23 protein-coding genes are annotated in these 23,137 nt (G+C 35.2%); 4 read left to right on the top strand and 19 right to left on the bottom strand.

The annotated features are described in order from the left end of the window. Positions 1–216: 216 nt before the first annotated feature. The 7 genes from D2K40_RS16420 to D2K40_RS11335 form a co-directional block, all read right to left on the bottom strand. The gene (locus D2K40_RS16420; RefSeq protein WP_162879198.1) at positions 217–354 is read right to left on the bottom strand and encodes a hypothetical protein; all 138 of its coding nucleotides are present in this window, start codon (positions 352–354) and stop codon (positions 217–219) included. Between the two features lie 55 nt (positions 355–409). Further along, positions 410–871, bottom strand: a complete 462-nt coding sequence (locus D2K40_RS11360; RefSeq protein WP_117156032.1) for a flavin reductase family protein — start codon at positions 869–871, stop codon at positions 410–412. 147 nt (positions 872–1,018) lie between these two features. Further along, the gene (gene parC / locus D2K40_RS11355) at positions 1,019–3,481 is read right to left on the bottom strand and encodes a DNA topoisomerase IV subunit A (RefSeq protein WP_117156030.1); all 2,463 of its coding nucleotides are present in this window, start codon (positions 3,479–3,481) and stop codon (positions 1,019–1,021) included. A 15-nt stretch (positions 3,482–3,496) separates the two neighbouring features. After that, positions 3,497–5,449, bottom strand: a complete 1,953-nt coding sequence (gene parE, locus D2K40_RS11350) for a DNA topoisomerase IV subunit B (protein ID WP_117156028.1) — start codon at positions 5,447–5,449, stop codon at positions 3,497–3,499. A 227-nt stretch (positions 5,450–5,676) separates the two neighbouring features. Further along, a complete protein-coding gene (locus D2K40_RS11345) occupies positions 5,677–6,093 on the bottom strand; it encodes a CoA-binding protein (RefSeq protein WP_117156026.1) in 417 nt (138 codons plus the stop codon). A gap of 11 nt (positions 6,094–6,104) precedes the next feature. Continuing rightward, positions 6,105–7,631 (bottom strand): ABC transporter permease/substrate-binding protein, encoded by a 1,527-nt coding sequence (locus D2K40_RS11340; protein WP_117156024.1) that lies wholly within the window; start codon positions 7,629–7,631, stop codon positions 6,105–6,107. Next, on the bottom strand, positions 7,631–8,611 hold the full coding sequence (locus D2K40_RS11335; RefSeq protein ID WP_117156022.1) for an ABC transporter ATP-binding protein: 981 nt from the start codon (positions 8,609–8,611) through the stop codon (positions 7,631–7,633). Before D2K40_RS11335 ends, D2K40_RS11340 begins: the two co-directional genes overlap by 1 nt. Positions 8,612–8,776: 165 nt before the next feature. Here D2K40_RS11335 and plsY point away from each other — a divergent pair, with 165 nt between their 5' ends. The 3 genes from plsY (at position 8,777) to yidD (ending at position 10,687) form a co-directional block, all read left to right on the top strand. After that, the gene (plsY, locus tag D2K40_RS11330) at positions 8,777–9,361 is read left to right on the top strand and encodes a glycerol-3-phosphate 1-O-acyltransferase PlsY (RefSeq protein WP_117156020.1); all 585 of its coding nucleotides are present in this window, start codon (positions 8,777–8,779) and stop codon (positions 9,359–9,361) included. Positions 9,362–9,514: 153 nt separating this feature from the next. Further along, entirely contained in the window at positions 9,515–10,444 is a 930-nt protein-coding gene (folE2, locus tag D2K40_RS11325) for a GTP cyclohydrolase FolE2 (protein WP_117156018.1), read from the top strand. 12 nt (positions 10,445–10,456) lie between these two features. Beyond that, on the top strand, positions 10,457–10,687 hold the full coding sequence (gene yidD / locus D2K40_RS11320; protein WP_117156016.1) for a membrane protein insertion efficiency factor YidD: 231 nt from the start codon (positions 10,457–10,459) through the stop codon (positions 10,685–10,687). A 28-nt stretch (positions 10,688–10,715) separates the two neighbouring features. Here yidD and D2K40_RS11315 read toward each other — a convergent pair whose 3' ends face one another. The 7 genes from D2K40_RS11315 to acnA form a co-directional block, all read right to left on the bottom strand. Next, entirely contained in the window at positions 10,716–11,015 is a 300-nt protein-coding gene (locus tag D2K40_RS11315; RefSeq protein WP_117156014.1) for a hypothetical protein, read from the bottom strand. A 1-nt stretch (position 11,016) separates the two neighbouring features. Then, positions 11,017–11,439 (bottom strand): acyl-CoA thioesterase, encoded by a 423-nt coding sequence (locus D2K40_RS11310; protein WP_117156065.1) that lies wholly within the window; start codon positions 11,437–11,439, stop codon positions 11,017–11,019. Continuing rightward, positions 11,439–13,727 (bottom strand): AAA family ATPase, encoded by a 2,289-nt coding sequence (locus tag D2K40_RS11305; protein ID WP_229666743.1) that lies wholly within the window; start codon positions 13,725–13,727, stop codon positions 11,439–11,441. Before D2K40_RS11305 ends, D2K40_RS11310 begins: the two co-directional genes overlap by 1 nt. Positions 13,728–14,408: 681 nt before the next feature. Next, entirely contained in the window at positions 14,409–14,627 is a 219-nt protein-coding gene (gene tlp / locus D2K40_RS11300; protein ID WP_117156063.1) for a small acid-soluble spore protein Tlp, read from the bottom strand. A gap of 26 nt (positions 14,628–14,653) precedes the next feature. Then, a complete protein-coding gene (locus D2K40_RS11295) occupies positions 14,654–14,800 on the bottom strand; it encodes an acid-soluble spore protein N (protein ID WP_117156010.1) in 147 nt (48 codons plus the stop codon). Between the two features lie 71 nt (positions 14,801–14,871). Next, entirely contained in the window at positions 14,872–15,018 is a 147-nt protein-coding gene (locus tag D2K40_RS11290; RefSeq protein WP_229666741.1) for an FbpB family small basic protein, read from the bottom strand. A 150-nt stretch (positions 15,019–15,168) separates the two neighbouring features. Continuing rightward, entirely contained in the window at positions 15,169–17,874 is a 2,706-nt protein-coding gene (acnA, locus tag D2K40_RS11285) for an aconitate hydratase AcnA (protein WP_117156006.1), read from the bottom strand. A 219-nt stretch (positions 17,875–18,093) separates the two neighbouring features. On the opposite strand from acnA, the gene D2K40_RS11280 reads away from it, so the two are divergent. Continuing rightward, the gene (locus D2K40_RS11280; RefSeq protein ID WP_117156004.1) at positions 18,094–18,201 is read left to right on the top strand and encodes a small acid-soluble spore protein P; all 108 of its coding nucleotides are present in this window, start codon (positions 18,094–18,096) and stop codon (positions 18,199–18,201) included. A gap of 98 nt (positions 18,202–18,299) precedes the next feature. Here the strand turns inward: D2K40_RS11280 and D2K40_RS11275 are convergent, their stop codons facing one another. The 5 genes from D2K40_RS11275 to tkt all read right to left on the bottom strand — a co-directional run bounded on the left by D2K40_RS11275 (position 18,300) and on the right by tkt (position 23,063). After that, the gene (locus D2K40_RS11275; RefSeq protein WP_229666739.1) at positions 18,300–19,424 is read right to left on the bottom strand and encodes an ATP-binding protein; all 1,125 of its coding nucleotides are present in this window, start codon (positions 19,422–19,424) and stop codon (positions 18,300–18,302) included. Positions 19,425–19,590: 166 nt separating this feature from the next. After that, positions 19,591–20,052, bottom strand: a complete 462-nt coding sequence (locus tag D2K40_RS11270) for a CcdC family protein (RefSeq protein ID WP_117156000.1) — start codon at positions 20,050–20,052, stop codon at positions 19,591–19,593. A gap of 137 nt (positions 20,053–20,189) precedes the next feature. Next, complete coding sequence (locus D2K40_RS11265) at positions 20,190–20,414, bottom strand: YneF family protein (RefSeq protein WP_117155998.1); 225 nt, start codon at positions 20,412–20,414, stop codon at positions 20,190–20,192. Positions 20,415–20,485: 71 nt separating this feature from the next. Beyond that, positions 20,486–20,914 carry a sporulation inhibitor of replication protein SirA gene (sirA, locus tag D2K40_RS11260; RefSeq protein WP_117155996.1) on the bottom strand — a complete coding sequence of 143 codons (429 nt, stop codon included), beginning with the start codon at positions 20,912–20,914 and terminating at the stop codon, positions 20,486–20,488. A 142-nt stretch (positions 20,915–21,056) separates the two neighbouring features. After that, positions 21,057–23,063: a transketolase gene (gene tkt, locus D2K40_RS11255; protein ID WP_117155994.1), complete on the bottom strand. Its 2,007-nt coding sequence runs from the start codon at positions 23,061–23,063 to the stop codon at positions 21,057–21,059. Between the last annotated feature and the right edge of the window lie 74 nt (positions 23,064–23,137).

Below are 23,137 nucleotides of genomic sequence, written 5' to 3'. Positions count from 1 at the left end.
TTCGAGTTAGCTGAAGCCGTGCCTGCGGAAAGGGAGCCGATTTCGCTTGAGGAGCGGATCCGAAAATTCTTTTTACGACGTAGTTTATATAAATTGTGTCATAAACAACAATCGTTCATAAAACAGCATTAATTAATTTATTTTCCAGTCCCTATAAACACAAAAGACCAAATCAATTTACTGATTTGGTCTTTGATTAATCCTATTGTATTGGTCTTAGCTCTCTATTTGATCAATAGTGCCTTGCATATACGTATCGTTTAGCAATTGAATTGTTTCATTCATACCTTCTTCTTCTTCATTTAATACAGTTATATCATTTATCTCCTGTTGTGATTGAAGATTCTTTTTCATAGCTAACACCTCCGTAATCGTTAGTATACGAAGGTGTAAATATGCTTATACATGGTTACTTATCTAGATGTTGATAAGCACCATTAAAATAAACTAAAGGTTGCCCTTCTGTTAATTTAATGTCATTTACTTTAGCAATAAAAATCATATGATCTCCTGCTTGAACAAAAGATTCTTTCTCACAAGCTAATTGCACTAATGCACCATTTAATACGGGTGTCTCAGCTAATTGATCAAATTTAATTGCACTGTCAGCTGATTTTTGATTTGCAAAAACCATTGATTGTTCTTTTTGATCTTCTGCTAATACACTAATACCAAATGTATCTACCTCTTGTAAGATTGTATACATAGCTGCCTTCTGATCAATTGATATTGCAACTAATGTAGGATCTAGCGAAAGTGACATAAATGCATTAACCGTGATTCCTTTTATATCATTTTGATGATCTGCGGTCACAACTGTAATACCAGTTGCAAATTTCCCCATCGCATCTCGGAATAATCGTTTATCCATAAAAACAAAACCCCTTTATCTTCATACTAACAAAAGCATACCATGATTTATCTTGAATTAATAACAAATTGCTTAAATAGAGACTGTTCAAAAAAGAAAACAAAGCAGCACAATTTTAATTGTGCTACTTTGTTTACATAAAGATTATTATGATTCACTTGCATCATTATCTTCAAATACTTTACGATAATTTGCTTGTTTCCATACATCCACTACTTCTCCATCTATGTCTGTATCAATCACAAAGGAACCATTACTATAGCGATCGCTTTTACTAAGTTCCATAGGGTTTAATTGGTGCTGTGAACCAGTGTCAGTCATAAATGAAACAGTATCTTCGGGTTCTGCTTTAACAAAACCAACAATACGATGTGGTTTTTTCTTTAATTCGCGCAACATAATCTGTCCACGTTTTGCTCGTGATGATATTTCAAAATCTTGTAGTGTCATTCGTTTAGCTGCTCCACGCTGTGTGAGAATCAACAGATTTACCGCAAGATCTAATTGGTTAAACACAATACCATTAACAACATATTCTTCAGGTTTTAATTGAATCGCTTTTACACCTGCTGCTCGTTGTCCAACAGGTGTAACTTCTGACTCATGATACCAAAGTCCATAGCCCCTGTTCGTTGCTATAAACACTTCAGAATCACCAGTTGTCATTACAACATTAACAACTTCATCGTCACCTTTTAGATTCACCGCAACTAAAGCTTTTGAATAACGCTGTGCTTCATATAATTTAAGTTCACTACGTTTGATCATACCATTCTTTGTGAAGAAGACTAAATAACGCTCTTCATCAAATGAACGTATAGGGAACACACGAGTTATTGTTTCCCCTTTATCAAGTGAGACAAGGTTAGAGGCGTGTTGTCCAAGATCTTTCCATCTAATGTCCGGGAGTGTGTGAACTGGCGCAAAGATATAACGCCCCCTATTTGTGAAGAGTAATACCGTATCCGTTGTATTGACCTCTAGTAAACCAACTAAATGATCCTCTTCTTTCATTGCAAAATCTTCCCCATTGGAAGCTGCATATGACCGAAGACTTGTACGTTTTAGATAACCATCTCTTGTAACAGACACAAGAACATCTTCACTTGCTACCATTACTTCAAGGTTAATCTTTAACTCCTCTATTTGGTTTTCAATTTTTGTCATACGTGGTGTTGTATACTTCTTTTTGATTTGTTTTAGATCATTTTTAATTACTGAAAAAAGTTTTTGTTCATTCCCTAAAACTTCTTGTAAATAATCAATCTTCTTTTGTAGTTCTTCCGCTTCTTGTTGCAAAGAAGTGATATCTGTATTCGTTAAACGATACAATTGTAAATTCACGATTGCTTCTGCTTGTGGATCTGTAAACCCAAAAGCAGCTTGAATCTGCCTTTTTGCATCTTGTTTATCTTTTGATGCACGAATTGTAGCAATTAACTCATCCAAAATAGATATCGCTTTAATTAAACCTTCTACGATATGCGAACGTTCTTGTGCTTTTCTTAAATCAAATTGAGATTGTCTTGTTACAACCTCTTTTTGATGAGAAATATAGGCATCTAATAATCCAGTCAGATTTAACAGTGTAGGTGTCTTGTCCTTAATCGCCACCATATTAAAGTGATACGTAATTTGTAGATCAGTATTTTTATATAAATAATGCAGGACACCGGAACTATCTGCATCTTTCTTTAACTCGATTACAATACGCATGCCTGTCCGATCTGTTTCATCACGAACTTCTGCAATTCCTTCAACTTTGCGGTCAATGCGTAATTCGTCCATTCTTTTCACTAATACCGCTTTATTTACTTCATAAGGTATTTCATCAATAACAATCATTTCTTTGTTTCCGCGTAAAGGTTCTACTTTTGCTTTACCACGAACGACGATTTTCCCTTTTCCTGTTTCATATGCTTGTTTTAAGCCTTCTTTCCCCTGTATAATTCCACCAGTTGGAAAGTCAGGGCCTTTCATTATTTGCATCAGTTCCTCAATACTAACTGCAGGTTTATCAATCTTCTTAATAACTGCATCAATAACTTCATCCAAATTATGTGGTGGCATATCTGTTGCATAACCTGCAGATATCCCTGTCGAACCGTTAACTAACAGGTTAGGAAAACGCGCTGGTAAAACAACCGGTTCATCAATCGTGTCATCAAAGTTTGGAATATAATCTACTGTTTCTTTGTCAATGTCACGTAGTAATTCAGAGCTAATACTAGAAAGTCGCGCTTCCGTATAACGCATTGCTGCAGGTGGATCACCATCTACACTACCGTTGTTTCCATGCATTTCTACTAAAACATTACGTACTTTCCAAGTTTGACTTAGCCGAACCATAGCTTCATAAACGGAACTATCACCATGTGGATGATAGTTACCAATTACCGTACCAACCGTTTTTGCTGACTTACGGAATGCTTTATCAAATGTATTTTTTTCTTCATGCATCGCAAATAAAATTCTACGTTGAACTGGTTTTAATCCATCTCTTGCATCTGGCAATGCACGGTCTTGAATAATATATTTACTGTACCGGCCAAAACGATCGCCGATAACATCTTCTAATGGTAAATCAAGAAATTTCTCTGCTGAAGCCAAAAAGTCTTCCCCCTCTTACGAATGAATATTTTCATTGTCCATTATATTGGCATCTTCTTCTAAACCAAAGGCAACATTGGATTCAATCCATTTTCGTCTAGGAGAAACTTTATCTCCCATTAGTGTTGTCACACGGCGTTCCGCTCGAGCTAAATCATCTATAGTAACGCGAATTAACGTTCTTGTCTCTGGATTCATCGTTGTTTCCCATAGTTGGTCTGCGTTCATCTCACCCAAACCTTTATACCTTTGTAAAAGATAACCCGTTTTTAACTCTTTTGTTGCTTTTTTCATTTCTTCGTCATTCCAAGCATAACGAATGGATTCTTTTTTTCCTTTGCCCTTTGAAATCTTATAAAGTGGTGGCAGAGCAATATACACCTTTCCTGATTCAATTAATGGTCGCATATAACGATAAAAGAAAGTAAGTAATAATACTTGAATATGTGCACCATCTGTATCAGCGTCAGTCATAATAACAATTTTATTGTATTGGACATCGTCTATATTAAAATCGCCACCAACTCCAGCACCTATTGTGTGAATGATGGTCGAGATTTCTTCATTTTTTAAAACATCAGCTAACTTTGCCTTCTCAGTGTTAATAACTTTTCCTCGAAGTGGCAAGACAGCTTGGAACTTACGATCTCTTCCTTGTTTTGCTGAACCACCTGCTGAGTCACCCTCAACAAGGTATAACTCATTCTTTTCGGCATTCCGAGACTGTGCTGGTGTTAATTTCCCACTAAGCAAAGCATCTTTTCGCTTCTTTTTCTTACCTGTTCTTGCTTCTTCTCGCGCCTTACGTGCTGCTTCACGAGCTTCTTTTGCTCGCACAGCTTTTTTAAGTAACATTCCAGCATTGTCAGGATTTTCCTCTAAAAAGTAAGCAAGATTTTCTGAAACAATTGCATCTACTGCAGATCTGGCTTCAGATGTCCCTAACTTCCCTTTCGTTTGGCCTTCAAATTGCAATTTAGCTTCCGGAATACGAACAGAAACTATTGCTGTGAACCCCTCACGAATATCGTTACCTTCCAAGTTTTTATCTTTTTCTTTTAACATATTAGTTTTTCTTGCATATTCATTAAATACTCGTGTGATTGCTGTACGAGCACCTGACTCATGTGTTCCACCGTCTTTTGTTCGAACGTTATTAACAAAGGATAAGACATTTTCTGCATATCCATCATTAAATTGAAATGCAAAGTCTACTTCAATCTCATGATTTTCACCCTCAAACGAAACAACGGGGTGTAACACATCTTTCTCTTCATTCAAATAACTTACAAATGATTTCAATCCATCCGGATAACAATAAGACTCTTCTATTTCTTCACGCTCATCTTTTAAGATAATTTCCAATCCTTTTAACAAAAAGGCGGATTCTCGTAAGCGCTCTGCTAATAATTCATGCTGATAAGTAGTTGTAGAGAATATGGTAGGATCCGGTTTAAAGTGAATGATTGTACCAGTCTTCTTTGTTTTTCCTTGTTTTTCCAGTGATGAACTTGGTATTCCACCATTATGGAACGTTTGCTTATAGATGAAACCATCCCTATGAATAGTAACGGATAATTGTTCTGATAGCGCATTTACTACTGATGCACCTACACCATGAAGTCCGCCGGCTGTTTTATATCCACTTTGACCGAATTTACCACCCGCGTGTAAAACAGTAAGAATAACTTCAGGTGTCGGTCTCCCAGTTCGGTGCATACCAGTCGGCATCCCTCTACCTTCATCTATTACAGAAATACTATTATCTTTATGTATTGTAACTATTATCTTTTCACCAAAACCCGCTAGCGCCTCATCTACAGCGTTATCTACTATTTCAAAAACGAGATGGTGTAACCCTCTTGAATCAGTGCTACCAATGTACATTCCTGGTCGCTTTCGAACAGCTTCCAGCCCTTCCAGCACTTGAATAGAATCATCTGAATAAGAGGTAGTTTGTTTACTCACAATAATTAAGCCCCTTTCTCGAACCCTGTCTGTAACCAATCTTATTGGATACTAAATAAGCAAAATTAGTCTCTTTTTATATATTAGAACAAGCGTTTGTTCTTGTAAACCCTACTTTCTAGTATAACATTAAATCAACTATGGATTTTAGTAAATTATAATCTATGTTTATTCATATGTAAAAGCGACAAAAAATCTCTGTCGAAACAGAGATTTTTTTAATACTTTTAATTCTTAGTTACAGCATGAGCAACTTTAATGCACATATCCATAATAACCGAAAATCCTTTATTTGTTAACTCTTCATAGACATCTTGATCAAATATACCTTGTTGTGCCCAAAAAACTTTAGCGTCAGTTTTAACAGCTTGTTCTGCAACATCCTTTAAGAAAACAGATCGGCGAAAAACATTAATAATATCAATCGAATCAGGGACATCTTCTAATGTTGAATAAGCTTTTTCACCGAGTGCTTCGTCAATTGTTGGATTAACCGGTATTATGCGATAACCTTGTGCTTGCATTACTTTTGATACTTGATAGGATGTTCTATCTGGTTTGTCCGATAAACCTACCACCGCAATTGTTTTTGCAGTGTCTAATATTTCTTTAATTGTCTCTCTTTTGGGCTGTTGATAATCCATTTGTCACACTCCTATTCCTCTAACAGATTTTGTTCAACTAAATATTCTCTGGCAACTGTTTCAGGAGATTGATCTTCATAATCTACTTTATAATTCATTTCTCTCATTTCTTCATCCGTTATCTTCCCTGAAAGTTGCGTTAATATTTGTCCCAATTCAGGGTACTTTTCTAATGTTTCTTTGCGCATTAATGGCGCTCCCTGATATGGTGGGAATAAATTTTCTGTATCTTCTAATGCTGTTAAATCCAATTCTACCATATATGCTGAAGTTGAGTAGGCATCAATTATATCTACATCGCCACTTTTTATTGCCTCTTGTCTAATCCCGGGTTCCATTGTTTTCACTTCACCAAATTCGATGCCATAAAGATCTTGAATACCAACGTATCCATCTTCACGATCATTAAATTCAAGCGTAAAACCTGCAGTCATATCAGATGCTATTGCCTGTAAATCACCAATCGTAGTTAAATTATTTTCTTCTGCAAAGGATTGGGTTGTCGATAAAGTGTACGTATTGTTAAATGCCATTGGTTCAAGCAAGGCCATGTTATACTCCTCTAGCATTCCTTCCTTTGCTTGTTGATAAACTTCAGCTGCATCATTACTAACTGCTTGTTCTCCTAGGTGTGTAACAATAGCAGTACCAGTAAATTCTGGGTAAATATCAATACTTCTATTTTTCAATGCACTAAAAACAAATGTAGTTTTCCCTAAGCCTGGTTCTAGCTCGACTTCTAAATCAGTTTGATCTTCAATTAACAATTCGTACATATTTATTAAGATAGTTGGTTCTGCGTTTAACTTACCTCCAATAACCAGATCAGGTTGTCTCTCTTGACTGATAAGCCATGGAATAGTTACAATACCAATCGCTGCCACTAACATGACAATAATAGATGTAAATGCTGCTTTCTTTGATGTTTTTTCAAATAAACGCAATATGAAATCTAGTATAATTGCTAAAAGTGCTGCAGGAATCGCACCTAATATAATTAGGTTAATATCTCCACCTCGGTCGATACCTAGTAGGATTAACTCCCCTAAGCCTCCTGCACCAATTAAGGCAGCTATTGTTGTTGTCCCTACAATTAATACCATCGACGTTCGAACACCCGCCATAATAACAGGAACTGCGATTGGTAATTCAATCTTAACTAATCGTTTATATGAATTCATACCCATTCCTGTCGCTGCTTCAATTAATGCTGGATCTACTTCTTTTACTCCTGTGTAGGTATTACGCAAAATTGGAAGTAGTCCATAAATGATCAATGCAACAATAGCAGGTGCTGTCCCTATACCTAAGAAAGGGATAAGAAAGGCTAGAATCGCTAAACTAGGAATTGTTTGTAGCACTGCTGTAACACCTATAATTGATTCTGCAATTTTTTGGTAGCGAGTCAATATCAATCCTAAAGGAACTGCTATCACAATTGCTATCAATAACGATATAACAGAAAGTTGTAAATGTTCCAATATTTTCTCAAAAACCATACCTTGTCTGTCTTGCCAAACATTTAAAAAAGTTTCCATTATTTCATCACTCCGTTCTCTAGTTTAATGTGTTTCCTGAGAAAACGAAGTATATCCCGATAACTTATTTCGCCTATTGTTTGTTCACCTTTCACAACTCGAAGTAATTCCGTATTGTTATCCTCAAATAGTTTAACCGCTTCAACAACTGCTTGGTCGTGAGCAATTGTTATAGCTTCCTTCTCAACACCTTCTCTATCATTCGTTCTTGATTCATTATGTACTAATAAGGTTTCAACAGATTCTTGCCAAGGCGAACGCTTATCTCCTATAAATGTGCGAGCAAATTCATTTTCCGGATGTAAAATTAGTTGTTTTGGAGTACCTACCTGAATAATTTCCCCTTCCTTCATTAAACAAATTCGATCCGAAATAGCTAAGGCTTCATCCATATCATGTGTTACAAAAACAATGGTTTTTTGAATTTTCTTCTGTAATGCTTGTATATCTTTTTGTAGCTGCTCACGACTAATTGGATCCAACGCACTAAAAGGCTCATCCATTAAAATGATATCTGGGTCTGCAGCTAGTGCACGAACTACACCAATTCGTTGCTGTTGGCCACCGGATAGTTCATGTGGCATTCTATTCATGAACTGTTTAGGATCTAACCCTACCATATCTAGTAATACTTTAATCCTCTCTTTTATCTCGTCTTTTTTCCACTTCTTCATTTCAGGTACGATTGAAATATTTTCTTCTATGGTCATGTGTGGAAATAATGCAATCTGTTGCAATACATACCCAATATTCCAACGTAATTGATGCATATCATAGTCGGAAATCTTTTTATCCGCTATTTTTATTGTGCCATCTGTTGGTTTCACTAGACGATTAATCATCTTCATTGTTGTTGTCTTTCCACAGCCACTTGGTCCTATTAACGTAAATAATTCCCCTTCATTAATTTGAAGGGAAAAGTCCTTAACAGCCTTTGTACCATCTTTATATGTCTTACTAACATGATCAAATTCAATCATACCTCTACCTCCCTAATGTTATACAGTTAATACCCAATAAATCATAATTATAAACCTAGTAATTCTTCATCACAAAAGATATACTGTCGAAAATAGTTGTACATTGATGCATGAATTCATGTTAAAATAACGATACTGTATTTAGATAGAAAAGGAGTATTTATTATGACTTATGCATTTTTAATTCTATTAGCTTATATAATTGGCTCTATACCATCTGGTCTGATAGTAGGAAAAGTCGGTTACAACACTGATATAAGAGATCATGGAAGTGGTAACCTGGGTGGAACAAATACGTTCCGTGTTTTAGGTAAAAAGGCCGGGATCATTGTAACACTTGCAGATATATTAAAAGGAACACTCGCAACCCTGTTACCAGCTCTGTTGAACATTTCAGAAGTCAATCCTTTAATTATTGGAACATTTGCAGTCGTTGGACATATGTATCCAATTTTCGCGAAATTTAGAGGTGGAAAAGCGGTCGCAACTTCCGGAGGGTTATTATTAGGGCTTAGTCCATTATTATTTGGTATTATTTTGTTATCATTTATTGTCATGCTTTATGTAAGTAAATATGTATCTTTGTCTTCGATGACTACAGGATTGGTGGCAGTTGTTGCATCCATTTTTCTACAAGATCAAGGATTACTAATATTGACGAGCATACTAACCATATTCATTTTTTACCGTCACCGAGCAAATATCAAACGAATAATAAATAAAACAGAACCTAAAATTAAATGGATGTAATAATATGATCTATATTTCTCAACGAAATGTAGATCTATTTTTATACTAATGATGAATAGGAATTCAACTATGATCAGGGCAAAAAAATTGAATAATAGTTTTTAGTCCAGTATACTCAAAAATAGTTAATAAAGGCTGAAAGGGGTCTTCACCATGGAATCAAACAAAGATGATAAAAAAGTATTACCAAATAAATTAGAGCGACATAAATTGTTTGGTTCTGTTATACCAGGACCAAAATCAAAACCTACTGAAAAAGAACAAATGGCTGATCTTCAAAATTCTAAAAATGATTATCTATTTGACTTAGATGCTGTTGGAATTTCCAATGTAAAGCATCCAATTCAAGTTACCAGCACAATGAATCCAACATCGCAAACTACAATTGGAACATTTAACTTTTCATCCACTATCAAAAAAGATAGTAAAGGTACAAATATGAGTCGTTTTACTGAACAGCTACATGCTTATTATCAAGATGGGAAATTAAATGTCACATTAACAGACTTAAAGCAATATACACAAGAGCTCGCCTTACGTTTAAAGAGCAATGATGCTTCTATTGAAGTTCACTTTCCATGGTTTTTTGAGCGAAAAGGACCTTTTTCTGAAATAGCAGGTTTGAATCATGCAGATGCAAGTATCTATGTAGACTATACGAAGGAATCTGGTTTTAATATCCGTGTTGGATTGACTGGATCAGTCACAACACTATGCCCTTGCTCGAAGGAAATAAGTGAATATAGTGCGCATAATCAACGTGGGAAGATATCTATGGAAATTGATATAACAGATAATTTCGATGAGAATGAGATAGACTGGAAGTATGCCCTTCTAGAAGCTGCCGAAAGTAATGCAAGTGCACGGATTCATCCGGTATTAAAGCGAACTGATGAGAAAATGGTAACAGAACAAGCCTATGAAAACCCAAGATTTGTGGAAGATATGGTTCGTTTAGTTGCTGCCGATCTATATGAATACTCTTTTGTAAAAGCTTTCTATGTTGCTTGTCGAAATGAGGAATCAATTCACTTACATGATGCTATTGCATCTGTTACGTATAACAAGAATACTGAGCACTAAGAAGGGATTATAATGAAATATCTTTTTCTAGGAATTATCCGTCTCTACCAAAAATTTATTAGTCCTATTAAGCCACCTAGTTGTCGCTTCTACCCCACTTGTTCTCATTATGGTATGGAAGCTATTCAACGTTTTGGAGCTGTCAAAGGTGGCTATCTCACAATAAAACGCATATTAAAGTGTCAACCGTTTCATTCAGGCGGATTTGATCCTGTACCTGAAAAGCACAAAAAGAATCGCTAACCATCAGATTGTTGGTTAGCGATTCTTTTTATATATGAAAACGTTCAATCTGATCCCATTGTTTTTCTTTTGTTAAAATTTCTTTTTGTCTTGAACCAAATAAATCAAAATGTGGGAACCTAGGATCGCGATGAATCCACTTACTTAATAAACCATATTGTTCTCCCCATGCTGTTAATTTATCTAAATCACTGCAACCAACCTTGGTCACAGTATTACATCCTGGGAATCTGTCATCAATCCAATAATGTGTTAGGAAAGTAATTTCACCATTCTCCACTTTAGATTTCCATTCCTTGAGCTCTTTTCTTTTCACACCAAAAGCCATTTTATTCTACTCCTAATGCTTTTTGATATGCTTGGTGCCAGTCTGGGAATTTCTTGCGTAATGATACTGGCCTGAAATTTTCTTTTTTTACAATTACATGTTTCGTCGTTCCGGAAACTGCAACATTCCCATCTTCATCAATTACCTGGTATCCATAAGTCGTGCGTAAGCCATCATATTCCTCTACCCAAGTTTCTACATATGCGGGTTGTCCATAGCGAATGGGCTGTTTAAAATACATATGTGCATCAACTACTGGAGAAACAATTCCACTCTTTTCCATGTCATGGTAATTAAATCCTAGATTTTCGATAAATGCTGTTCTACCTATTTCAAACCACACTAAATAGTTAGCATGATAGACAACACCCATCTGATCTGTTTCTTGATAACGTACTTGAATTGGAGTTTTCACCTTCATAATCAATTATCCCCCTTGACTGTTTGCCATGCCTTCTCAAAATCTTCCTGTTTTAATATTAAAAAGTCATTACTATTACGTATCTCTTCTATTCGTAGTGCTTGAAATTGAATCGCCTCATCAACTAGATTAACAACAAAGCGACCGTTTCCCTTTGTATTATTGGCTTGGTATTGTTTTAATAAATAATTTTCTGCTTGTTGCTCGAGTTGGTATTGGTAGCGCGAAACATGATATAACGTAATATCCAATAACTCAGTTGGATTATAATCAAGGAAATGAAAATACTTCTTAAAGCGTGAAGCAAGTCCAGGATTACTGTCAATAAAACGTTCCATCTCATTCTGGTATCCTGCTAAGATCACAACTAAATTTTCATTATGCTTTGTCATTTCATCTACTAGGGTATCAATTGCCTCTTTACCAAAATCATTTTCCCCACGGAATAAGGCATATGCCTCATCAATAAATAGCACTCCACCAAGTGCTTCCCTAATCTTATGTTTCGTTTTTATCGCTGTTTGCCCAACATAACCAGCTACTAGGTCACTACGTGAGGCAAGGACGAAATGACCTCGTTTTAATAAGCCACACTCTTTTAATAATTGGGAGTAAATCTTTGCTACCGTTGTCTTTCCTGTCCCCGGATTACCTGAAAATACAGCATGCAATTGAATTGGTACTGATGGATACCCTTTTTTCTTTCGTTCTTGTTGTATTTTTACAAATGAAGATAATTTTTTTACTTCTTCTTTAATATTAGATAAACCAATTAGATTATCAAGTTGTCGCATCGGTTCTTCATCATCCGTTGTATCATCCATAATATCTAAGTCTGAAGCATCAATACGCATATGATCTAACCAGTTTTCATTAGTATCAATTGTTTCTGCTGCACCTTTTTTAAAAATAGCTTTTAACACCAAGTCACGAACAGTTCGGGCATTTCCGAAGGTATCGTCCACCTTGGCTCGGTCAATAACACCACTAAAACGATTAAGTGCTTCTTCAGTAAAAAAGTAATCATTATTTAATGCTGTATTTTCAGCAATTTGGATTAATTCGTTCATTTTAAAATCCGGTAGTGTAATAAAATTTTGCTCTGGAAAACGACTACGCAAACCAGGATTAGATCTTAAGAATTGTCGCATTTCCTCTGGGTACCCAGCTAGAATTACTGCAAATTTATTCGCATACTCTTTGCCAGTCATTGCCGAAACAAGTGTATCAATTACAGCTTGTCCATAATCACTACCACTTTGTTCTTGGCGTTTCAAACTATAGGCCTCATCAATAAATAGAATACCACCTAGAGATTGTTTAATATATGACATTGTATTTTCTTCACTTTGTCCTACATATGATCCAACGAGGTGTGATCGATTTACTTCAGTTACTTCTTTTGTATCTAATAAACCTAACTCATAATAAATTTCTGCGAGTAATCGAGCTATGGTTGTCTTTCCGGTACCAGGGTTTCCCGTGATAACCATGTGCAGTTCTGGCTCATCCGTCATTTGAAAACCCATTTGTTTTCGCTCTTTTTGATATTTTAAATAATGATAATATTGACTAATGTATCGTTTAACATCATTTAAGCCAATCATTTCATCTAATTTATCTAAGGGCTTTTTAACATTGCTTAATTGCAAGAATTCTGGTAAAGAGTGATGAAATGCTTCTTGTAAATATATCAATTTTTTTACCGATTCATTCAATTCCTTTACTGGTACTCCTGTTCGTTTTGCTTCTAATAAATCAATTGTATCCTCTAAAGTTCCAGTAAAGTCAACAATTGTTTCTTTTATATCTCGATAGTAATTCTCAAGTTGAGGATATTCAGGCTTATTTTGTTTTTGAACTGTTTCTTTTTGTAAAATTTCTAATTGCTCAAGCCAACTCTTTACTTTTTTTAGTTTGGCTGGATCGAAATCAGTCTCTCGAATAGACCATGTTTCAAGACTTAATTTTTTAAATTGGGTATAAAAATAAAAGTAAGCTTTAACAGACTGTATAGACTGATAAATTGTTACTGTCTCATCGTATGATGCTGCCTTGTCTAATAAAGTTTCTACCAAATAGTCCTCTTGTGTGTGCCGCTTTAATCGATGAAAAACTAACATGCAGTAAAGGATTGAAGTAGCCTGTTCCGAATAAGAATGTTCCTGAGTTTCTATATGGTCTAAAAAACGTAATATCTCAATTTCAGTAAGTGTAGGATTCTTTTTTAACGAATCCCATTTGATAATCTCTTTCTCGTCAACTCTGTCTATCGCACTTTGATTTCTCAAAAAACCGCTCCCTTCACCAATCATTTCATTTTATCATATTTAATATTATATGTTGACTGACATGCATTTAAAAATAATAATCAAAACCTTAAGTACAACCTAACAAACCTAAAAGAATCTAAAAAGCTCAAACATTAAAAAAGCCCAGTTAGCTTAACTGAGCTTTTTTTAAAAAGATTGTTGCTTATGACACAATTTGTATATAATCCACATTAAGAACCTAGTCCGTTAAGTCAGTAATGAGGGACGTAAGTTACCGCTTCTCAAATGAAATTGACTCCCTTTCCGCAGGCACGGCTTCAGCTAACTAGGAAGCAAAGAACGCTTCCTAGTGGATCTTCAGCTCGTGCTGTTCCTGCAGGAGTGTCGTAAATTTAATTTGATCCGCTAGATAGTGTAAAATACAATAATGCATTACAAACTATCTTAGTGGCAGAGAACTAGCGAAGTCAGTAAATGGATGACACTCCAATGGGAACAGCTAATGTTTTCGATGGGGCGAGTAATCGCAGTCCCATAAGTCGAAGATTCATTCGGAGGCTTCTTTCCTCCAAGTAGCTGAGACTGAGCCCGTGGAAAGGGAATCCATTTTCTGACGTAGCGGATAAGTTACATTACTAGTTAATGCGGATTTTATATCAAATCCGCATTTTTATAAGCAACGATATTTACGAAATGAGCCTATTCGTGAGCTTGTTTGTATTCATCTTTAATTTCTGAACGCATTGCTTCTAAAGACTCTTCTCTTCTTGCATTTTTTGCTTTAATATTTTCTTTTTCCTCTTCACTTGCGAATTGCATTGTATCATGAGCTTCTTCAATGTTTTGAATTGTATTTTGCACCATTTCTTGTAATTTCTCTACATTATCCGCACGGTTGTCCGGATTAGGTTGTGGCATCTTTTTATTTCCCATAGTTTTTCCTCCTATTCACCTTTTGTTTGAATAATATCGGGTTGTTCATTTGTTTTGGTTGCCATTTGTTTTCCTTTATTGGCTCTAGCCTTTCGAGGTTGTGTTCCAAGGTGATCTGGTCTAAATTGTTCAGTATAATTACGTTTTGGATTACTCATTCAAATAGCCCCTTTCTAATACTTCAACATTAGTTTGGCTCTATCGATATGTTTCATACGAGCCAAAATTTTCAGGAAGAGACGTTGTTGTTTATTGTGGCATGAATTTTTTCTTCTATTCGATCCGTGATTTTATCCATAATTTCTTTGTTTTCCATAATTTCTCTCTTATTCTCTGCAACTAATTCCTGAAAGGATATGTTATTACTACGCGTCACCTGTATCACTCCGTTTCTTTTATTAGTAAAATCTTTCCCATTATTCTGATAATTCATACTAACGATTTAGTAATTGTCAAAACAAAAGCGCAAGTTCCTTTACTAAAAAAAAACAACTAGCATAAGAGCTAGTTGTTTTAAAAAGCGGTATTATTTTAATTTATCACGTAATACTTTTTGTAATATACCACCATGGCGGTAATAATCAATCTCCACTTCACTATCAAAGCGGGCTATCACATCAAATTGCACTGAGCTTCCATCTTCTTTTGTTGCGGTAACATGAACAAGTTCATTAGGGTTCACCGCTTCATCAATTTGAATTTTAAATGTTTCTGTTCCAGTTAACCCAAGTGACTCTGCACTATCCTCTTCTTTAAATTGAAGTGGCAATACGCCCATCATCACTAAATTACTGCGATGAATCCTTTCATAACTTTCTGCAATAACAGTCTTGATGCCAAGTAAATTCGTACCTTTTGCTGCCCAATCACGAGAACTTCCCATTCCATAATCATTTCCAGCAATAATTAATAATCCAGTATTGTCTTCCTGATATTTCATTGCAGCATCATAAATTGGCATTACTTCCTCAGTCGGCCAGTAAGTCGTATAGCCACCTTCTGTACCGGGAGCAAGCATATTTTTGATTCGAATATTTCCAAATGTTCCACGCATCATCACTTGGTGATTACCACGTCTTGAACCATATGAGTTAAAGTTTCTAGGTGAAACACCTTTTTCTTGCAAGTATTTACCTGCTGGCATATCTTTTGCGATTGCACCAGCCGGTGATATGTGATCAGTTGTTACAGAATCAGCAAATTTACCGATAACACGTAATCCATCAAGCGGTTTTACTGTATCTGCATCTTTAGATAATCCTTCGAAAAATGGTGGATTTTGAATATAAGTAGAGTCCTCATTCCATTCATAAATCGGCTCATCTGTAGTTTCAATTGCATTCCATTGTTCATTTGATTCAAAAATATCTTCATATTCTTTTTTGAAGATTTCTGGAGTGACAACTTTTGCAACTTCAGAACGAACTTCTTCCATCGTAGGCCATAAATCAGCGAAGTAAATAGGATTTCCTTCTTCATCTTCACCAAGTGGTTCGTCTTTAATATCGATATCAACTGTTCCAGCTAAAGCATAAGCAACTACTAACGGTGGTGATGCTAAGTAATTTGCTTTAACTAACGGATGAATACGTCCTTCAAAGTTACGGTTACCAGATAGCACCGATGAAACTGTTAAATCTGTATTAGTAATAGCTTGTTCAACCTCAGGCGCTAATGGACCCGAGTTACCAATACAAGTAGTACAGCCGTAACCTACTAAATTAAAACCAAGTTTGTTTAGATAAGGCATTAGACCTGCATCTTCAAGATATCTCGTAACTACTTTAGAACCTGGAGCTAAAGAAGTTTTCACATAACTTGGTACTTCCAATCCTTTTTCAACTGCTTTTTTAGCAAGCAGACCCGCACCCAACATAACATAAGGGTTCGATGTATTTGTACAAGAAGTAATTGCAGCAATCGCAACAGACCCAGTTTTCATTTTTGATGTTTCACCATTAGGATGTTCTACTACAGCTTCTTTATTAAATTCAGTTTTATCTAATCCAAATCCTTGGTTTCCTGCTGGATTGGAAATCGTTTCATGAAATACTTTTTTCATATCTGATAAAGGAATTAAATCTTGTGGACGTTTAGGACCAGATAAATTCGGTTCTAACTCCGATAAGTTAATTTCAACTAAATCAGTAAACTCTGGATCAGCTTGATCTGGAGAGTACCATAAATTATTTTCTTTGCAATATTTTTCAACTAGTGCAATATGTTCTTTACTTCTACCAGTTAAATGTAAGTAATTTAATGCTTCTTGGTCAACTGGGAAGAAACCACAAGTTGCCCCATATTCAGGAGCCATATTAGAAATTGTAGCACGATCAGCAAGAGGCATATCTTGTAAACCAGGACCAAAGTATTCAACAAACTTTCCAACCACTTTTTTCTCACGTAATACTTGTGTCACTTTAAGCGCTAAGTCAGTTGCGGTTGTTCCATTTGGATAACTTCCAGTAAATTTAACACCAATAACTTCTGGTGCAGGTAAATAAGAAGGTTGTCCTAGCATACCAGCTTCAGCTTCGATACCACCAACACCCCAACCTAGAACACCTAGACCGTTAATCATTGTTGTGTGTGAATCAGTTCCAACTAATGTATCTGGAAATGCATCATATTCACCGTTTTCGTTTTCAATTGAGTGAACTACATTAGCAATATATTCTAGATTTACTTGGTGAACAATACCTGTCGCTGGAGGCACTACTCGGTAGTTTTCAAAAGCTTTTTGTGCCCAATTTAAAAATTCATAGCGTTCAGCATTTCGTTCAAACTCTAATCCCATATTTGCTAATAAAGCTTGATTTGTGCCAAATTGATCAACTTGTACAGAGTGATCAATAACTAAATCAACAGGGACTTCAGGATTGATTTTATCAGGCGATCCACCTAGATCAACCATCGCTTTACGAAGTGATGCTAAGTCAACTACAGCAGGAACACCAGTGAAGTCTTGCAAAATAACACGTGAAGGCTTAAAAGGTACATCCGTTTTTTCAACCTTCCCCCAGTTAGCAAGGCCGGCAATATGTTCATCTTTAATAACTCGTCCATCATATTGTCGTAGTAACGATTCTAATAATACACGAATAGAAAAAGGTAGACGTGCAATCTCTCCAATGCCCGCTTCTTCTAGTGTCTTTAATTGATAATAGTTGTATGTTTTCCCGTTCAAATTAAAGTTTTGTTGCGCGTCAATCGTATGATTCTTTTCTGTCATACATTTTACCCCCTAATAAAAATTACACATCTTGCTCTTCGCTTCCGTATAAAAGTGCAAAATACCTATGTATTTATATATTTTAATGTAAATTCGCAAATAAGTAAAATATTTTAAAAATATTCAGTTAAATTTAGTATAATCCACCAGCAATCCTATGTACTGTTTTGGATAAAATCTACTCATCAACATACTTTAAATATAAAGGAGGCGAATTAAATGGCAGACAAAAAATCCGAGAAACCAAACAAACCTTTAAGCGGCTCAAAGAAAGTTAAAAACCAAAATCATAGTAGACAGAAAAAGAACGCTAGCCACGATCTATAAAGAAAAGTTCCCTTTAAGACCTAAAACAATGCTGGATAAATAAAATAGTACAGCCAAGAACAATCAATCCATTGATTGCTCTTGGCTGTACCAGACTATTAGTTAGTCTCTTTTTTACTTAATGGTAAACAAATACAAAATGTGCTACCTATGTCTTGATTTGATTTAATATCAATTTTGCCATTGTGATTCTCAATAATTTTATTTGAAATCATCAAACCTAAACCGGTTCCTTCTTTTTTTGTAGTAAAGAATGGTTCTTTTAATTTATGTATTATATGTGATGAGATACCCGGACCTTGGTCTATTATTTCAATATAACAATAGTTTTGATCTGAAGTGACACAAACCGAAATTACCCCACCTTTATCCATCTCTTCGATAGCATTTTTAATTAAATTAATAAAAACTTGCTTCATTTGTGTTCTATTACAGTAAATGGTCTGATCCGATTCTACTTCTAAATTTAACGTAATATTATATATTTTTGCTTGTGTATTTAATAAAATAATAACGTCTTGTAACATACAAGAAATAATTTCTTCTTTACGATCATCTGTCATTGGTTTGGCAATAAATAATAGTTCAGAAGTAATTGAGTTAATCTTATCAATTTCATCAATCATTATTTTATAATATTCATCTTTACCATCAATCCCTGCTTGTAACAGTTGCACAAAACCTTTTAAAGAGGTAAGTGGATTTCGTATTTCATGTGCAACTCCTGCTGCTAATTGCCCAGCTACAGACATTTTTTCAGATCTAACCAAAATCTCTTCTGCTTCTTTTTGGTCTGTAACGTCTTTAGATAGTGCAATATATAAATTCGATTGTGTTTCGCGTATAAATAAAGGTGTTATTGTTGAAGCCACCCAAAGATATCGCTCTAATGCATCCTGAACACTAAAAGTAATTTTTTTTACATCATAAATTTGGGAGTCAAGGCTGTGTTTGTATGAATTGGTTTTTGAAGATAAGTATTTAAATACATGAGTACCAATTAAGTCCTCTTGCTGATAATTCAGGATTCTTTCGACTGATTCTGATACATAGACAATCTTACCCTGATCATCACAAACCGTATAAAAGTCAAATCCCTCTTTTTCAATCCAACCCAGAATATTCGCAGGTAAAAATGACAATGTGAAATCACTAGGTTGTTTATCAACAGAAAATGTAGTACAGGTGTTGCTTTTTTTATCCAGTTCATTTTCAAACGTCACAAAAAGTATCCCCCTTTTACATTACCTAACCCACCATGCCATTACTTGGCAATTATAACATAGTCTTTTTAAATATATTAGCAGTTTTTTTGAAATATGATCGAATTAACAAATAATTTAAATTTATCTAAAAAATTTAAGCTTTTTTAGACAGAAAAACAAAGATCTAGAGTTCTTTTTTCAATTTCTGATAGTTAAAAAACATTACTAATCGCCATGTCACAATCATACCGAATGCTAATAAAAAAAACATACCACTTGTCTCACCCACTGAGATAGTTGAGCTTATCATTACTTTTAAGATAATTCGTGCAATTAATAAACCCACCAAAATAATAATAAAGTACTTTGATGGTTTTAAATAGATGTTCTTCCCTTCTATTTGAAAGGAAGTAGATTTAATTAAAAATACCGAAAATATTATACCAATTACTAATGCTTCTATCACTTGGGGAAATGAAACGCGAAACATAGGAATAATAAACATAAAAGCCCCTGTACTCATAAATAAAGGTGGAAGTAATATTCTTGCTCCATTTGTCGGTCGTTTGGATGCGCGAGCTCGAATAAAAATCATTAGGCTTGCCATTATTAAACCAACAACAGTACTTGCTATAGCCCAAAACATCATGTATACTTCCTTTTCTTTTTAAAATTTTATTTTATATTATAATACCGTAATAAAAAATATAAATCCCTTGTCACCAAATGGTGCAAGGGATTTATGAAATACAATGTCTATTCAGATAGAATCATTGCGTGCACTTATTTTACTTGGTTCTGATTATTCATTGAACGCATCATTTGATTAATTTTCTTTTGAGATGGTTTTTGTCCCATCTGCATCATTAGTGTACGTAACATTTGTTCATTAATTGGTGGGTTCTTTTTCAAATAATTCATCATGTATTTTCTAGCAATGAAAAATCCAAGTGCAACACCAGCAATTAAAGCTAAAATAGCAATTAATACAACCCAAATCGTGCCCATGTCTAACCTTCCTCCTTCACGTTCTCTCTCATATAGTATAGTAGACAATAATAAAGATTACAATAGTTGAACTAGGAAAGCAAGGCTTGTTTTTTTATCGGGGAAAGCCAACCGTAATTTCGCCCATTTTGTTCCATAATATAGCAGCAATGATCATATTTTTCAAGCCATTCAAATAGCATCGTATTAGCCACTTCTAATGACTCACAATTAACCTCTAGCCACCTATCATTTATTGCAAACGTGTTAGATGCATTTTCCTTTAAAAAATACACGACACTATTATTTTGCACATATCGATTTTTCGGTCCTTTTTTATTTATGCAACGTAATAATTTATCAGCGGAAACTAATCTAGTTATGTACATGAACTGCGATGACAAATCAGTTCTAGTTTGGTTGGATAGATAGGATTGAAAAAACCTGCAGAGCACTTCTGGTTTGTAAAAAAAATCATAGCCTACTTCTTTATTTAAGAAAAATACATAATATTTCTGCATAAGTTTGTCCTCCTTATTTGTTATTTAGTATACAAAAATACAGTTGCATAACTTGTCACAATAAGGAGCGAAAAAAATGTTCTTTTGTCAAAAACGCAAAAAAATCCCCACTTTGTAAAAACAAAGTGAGGAAGATCGGAAATTATCCCTTTATCATTTGTTCGAATCTTTTAACTACGTTCTCAACAGTAAAGCCATACTCTTGCATGATCTTATCACCATTTGCAGAAGCACCAAATGTATCAATAGCTAGAATGTCACCTTCGTCACCTGTGTAACGATCCCAACCTAATGAAGATGCCATTTCGATTGCTAAACGTTTCTTAACAGTAGAAGGAATAACTTGTTCTTTATATGCTTTATCTTGTTTGTTGAAACGATCCCAAGATGGCATACTTACAACACTTACATCATAACCTTTTTCTTTTAGTGCAGCTTGTGCTTTCACTGCTAATTGAACTTCTGAACCAGAAGCAAGTAGAAGTGCATCTGCAGTTTCTTTAGATGCTGGGCTTACTACATAAGCACCTTTTTTCACACCTTCATAAGCATTTTCCTTCGTACCAGGTAAAGTCGGAAGGTTCTGTCTAGTTAATACAAGCATACTTGGAACTTTTTCAGATTCTAATGCAAGTCTCCATGCAGCCTGAACTTCATTACCATCACCAGGACGCAACACTGATAGGTTAGGCATAGCTCTGAATGCAGCTAATTGTTCAACTGGCTCATGTGTTGGACCATCTTCTCCAACTGCAATGGAGTCATGAGTCAATACATATGTTACTGGTAATTCTTGAATAGCAGATAGGCGTACAGCAGGACGTAAATAGTCACTAAATACGAAGAACGTGCCGCCAAATACTTTTAAACCACCATGTAACGCCATTCCGTTTAGCGCAGCTGCCATAGCAAATTCACGAACACCAAACCATATATTTCTTCCTGCATAATTATTTCTTGAAAAATCTTCTTCGCCATTAATCTTTGTTTTATTCGATCCAGCTAAGTCAGCACTTCCACCAAAGAAGTTTGGTACAGCTTTAGCTACACCATTTAATACTTCACCAGAAGAAGCTCTTGTTGCGAGTGTATCTTCACCTGCTTCATACACAGGAAGATCTTTATCCCAATCAGCTGGTAACTCACCTTTCATAGCTGTTTCAAACTCAGCAGCAAGTTCTGGGTGAGCATCTTTATATTCTGCAAATAGTTTATTCCACGATTCTTCAGATTCTTTTCCTCGTTTAACAATTTTTTCCTCGAAATCTTGGTATACATCTTCAGGAACATGGAAATCTTCATGATCCCAACCATAGAATTCTTTCGTTAATTTAATTTCGTCAGCACCTAAAGGAGCACCATGTGATGCTGAAGAAGCTGATTTGTTAGGTGACCCATATCCGATTACAGTCTTCACTTCAATTAATGTTGGTTGATCAAGATTTGTTTGTGCTTCTTTAATCGCTTTACGAAGCGCTGAAACATCATTACCATCTTCTACTCTTATCACTTGCCAGCCATAGGCTTTGAAACGATCTTCTACATTTTCAGAGAATGCTTGGTCTAATTCACCATCTAAAGAAATATCATTAGAATCATATAATGCAATAAGTTTACCTAATCCTAAATGACCAGCCAGTGAAGCTGTTTCATGAGAAATACCTTCCATTAAATCGCCATCACTTACAAGTGCATAAGTAAAGTGGTCTACAACATTAAATCCATCTTTATTATATTTAGCGGCCAAATGTGCCTCAGCCATTGCCATACCTACTGACATTGCAACACCTTGTCCTAATGGTCCAGTTGTTGCTTCTACTCCATCGGTATGTGTCACTTCAGGGTGTCCAGGTGTAATAGATCCCCATTGACGAAATGCTTTTAAATCATCTATTGATAACTTGTAACCTGATAAGTGAAGCAATGAGTACAACAGCATAGAACCATGCCCTGCAGATAGTACAAATCTATCACGATTAAACCAGCTTGAGTTTTTTGGGTTGTGTTCCATAAAGTCAGTCCATAGTGTATAGGCCATTGGAGCCGCCCCCATTGGTAACCCAGGGTGACCAGAGTTAGCATTTTCAATTGCATCGATAGCTAACGTTCGAATTGTATTTATAGAGCGTTGTTCTGTTTGATTTGACATACTTTGTATCCCCCTTCTAAATTCATGAAAATATGTACGTACATTTAATATCCTATAATGAAAATGGATAATAA

The sequence above is a fragment of the Paraliobacillus quinghaiensis genome, assembly GCF_003426025.1.
In the GTDB taxonomy this organism is placed as follows: Bacteria; Bacillota; Bacilli; order Bacillales; family Amphibacillaceae; genus Paraliobacillus_A; species Paraliobacillus_A quinghaiensis.
Note: the sequence above shows the minus strand (reverse complement) of the source record. Positions and strands in the feature narration are given on the sequence as shown.

What these genes read in the sequence shown, in the direction of transcription:
- D2K40_RS16420 (WP_162879198.1), bottom strand. Translation starts at nt 354, where the DNA reads ATGAAAAAGAATCTTCAATCACAACAGGAGATAAATGATATAACTGTA.
- D2K40_RS11360 (WP_117156032.1), bottom strand. Translation starts at nt 871, where the DNA reads ATGGATAAACGATTATTCCGAGATGCGATGGGGAAATTTGCAACTGGT.
- D2K40_RS11345 (WP_117156026.1), bottom strand. Translation starts at nt 6,093, where the DNA reads ATGGATTATCAACAGCCCAAAAGAGAGACAATTAAAGAAATATTAGAC.
- D2K40_RS11340 (WP_117156024.1), bottom strand. Translation starts at nt 7,631, where the DNA reads ATGGAAACTTTTTTAAATGTTTGGCAAGACAGACAAGGTATGGTTTTT.
- D2K40_RS11335 (WP_117156022.1), bottom strand. Translation starts at nt 8,611, where the DNA reads ATGATTGAATTTGATCATGTTAGTAAGACATATAAAGATGGTACAAAG.
- plsY (WP_117156020.1), top strand. Translation starts at nt 8,777, where the DNA reads ATGACTTATGCATTTTTAATTCTATTAGCTTATATAATTGGCTCTATA.
- folE2 (WP_117156018.1), top strand. Translation starts at nt 9,515, where the DNA reads ATGGAATCAAACAAAGATGATAAAAAAGTATTACCAAATAAATTAGAG.
- yidD (WP_117156016.1), top strand. Translation starts at nt 10,457, where the DNA reads ATGAAATATCTTTTTCTAGGAATTATCCGTCTCTACCAAAAATTTATT.
- D2K40_RS11315 (WP_117156014.1), bottom strand. Translation starts at nt 11,015, where the DNA reads ATGGCTTTTGGTGTGAAAAGAAAAGAGCTCAAGGAATGGAAATCTAAA.
- tlp (WP_117156063.1), bottom strand. Translation starts at nt 14,627, where the DNA reads ATGCCACAACCTAATCCGGACAACCGTGCGGATAATGTAGAGAAATTA.
- D2K40_RS11295 (WP_117156010.1), bottom strand. Translation starts at nt 14,800, where the DNA reads ATGAGTAATCCAAAACGTAATTATACTGAACAATTTAGACCAGATCAC.
- acnA (WP_117156006.1), bottom strand. Translation starts at nt 17,874, where the DNA reads ATGACAGAAAAGAATCATACGATTGACGCGCAACAAAACTTTAATTTG.
- D2K40_RS11280 (WP_117156004.1), top strand. Translation starts at nt 18,094, where the DNA reads ATGGCAGACAAAAAATCCGAGAAACCAAACAAACCTTTAAGCGGCTCA.
- D2K40_RS11270 (WP_117156000.1), bottom strand. Translation starts at nt 20,052, where the DNA reads ATGTTTTGGGCTATAGCAAGTACTGTTGTTGGTTTAATAATGGCAAGC.
- D2K40_RS11265 (WP_117155998.1), bottom strand. Translation starts at nt 20,414, where the DNA reads ATGGGCACGATTTGGGTTGTATTAATTGCTATTTTAGCTTTAATTGCT.
- sirA (WP_117155996.1), bottom strand. Translation starts at nt 20,914, where the DNA reads ATGCAGAAATATTATGTATTTTTCTTAAATAAAGAAGTAGGCTATGAT.
- tkt (WP_117155994.1), bottom strand. Translation starts at nt 23,063, where the DNA reads ATGTCAAATCAAACAGAACAACGCTCTATAAATACAATTCGAACGTTA.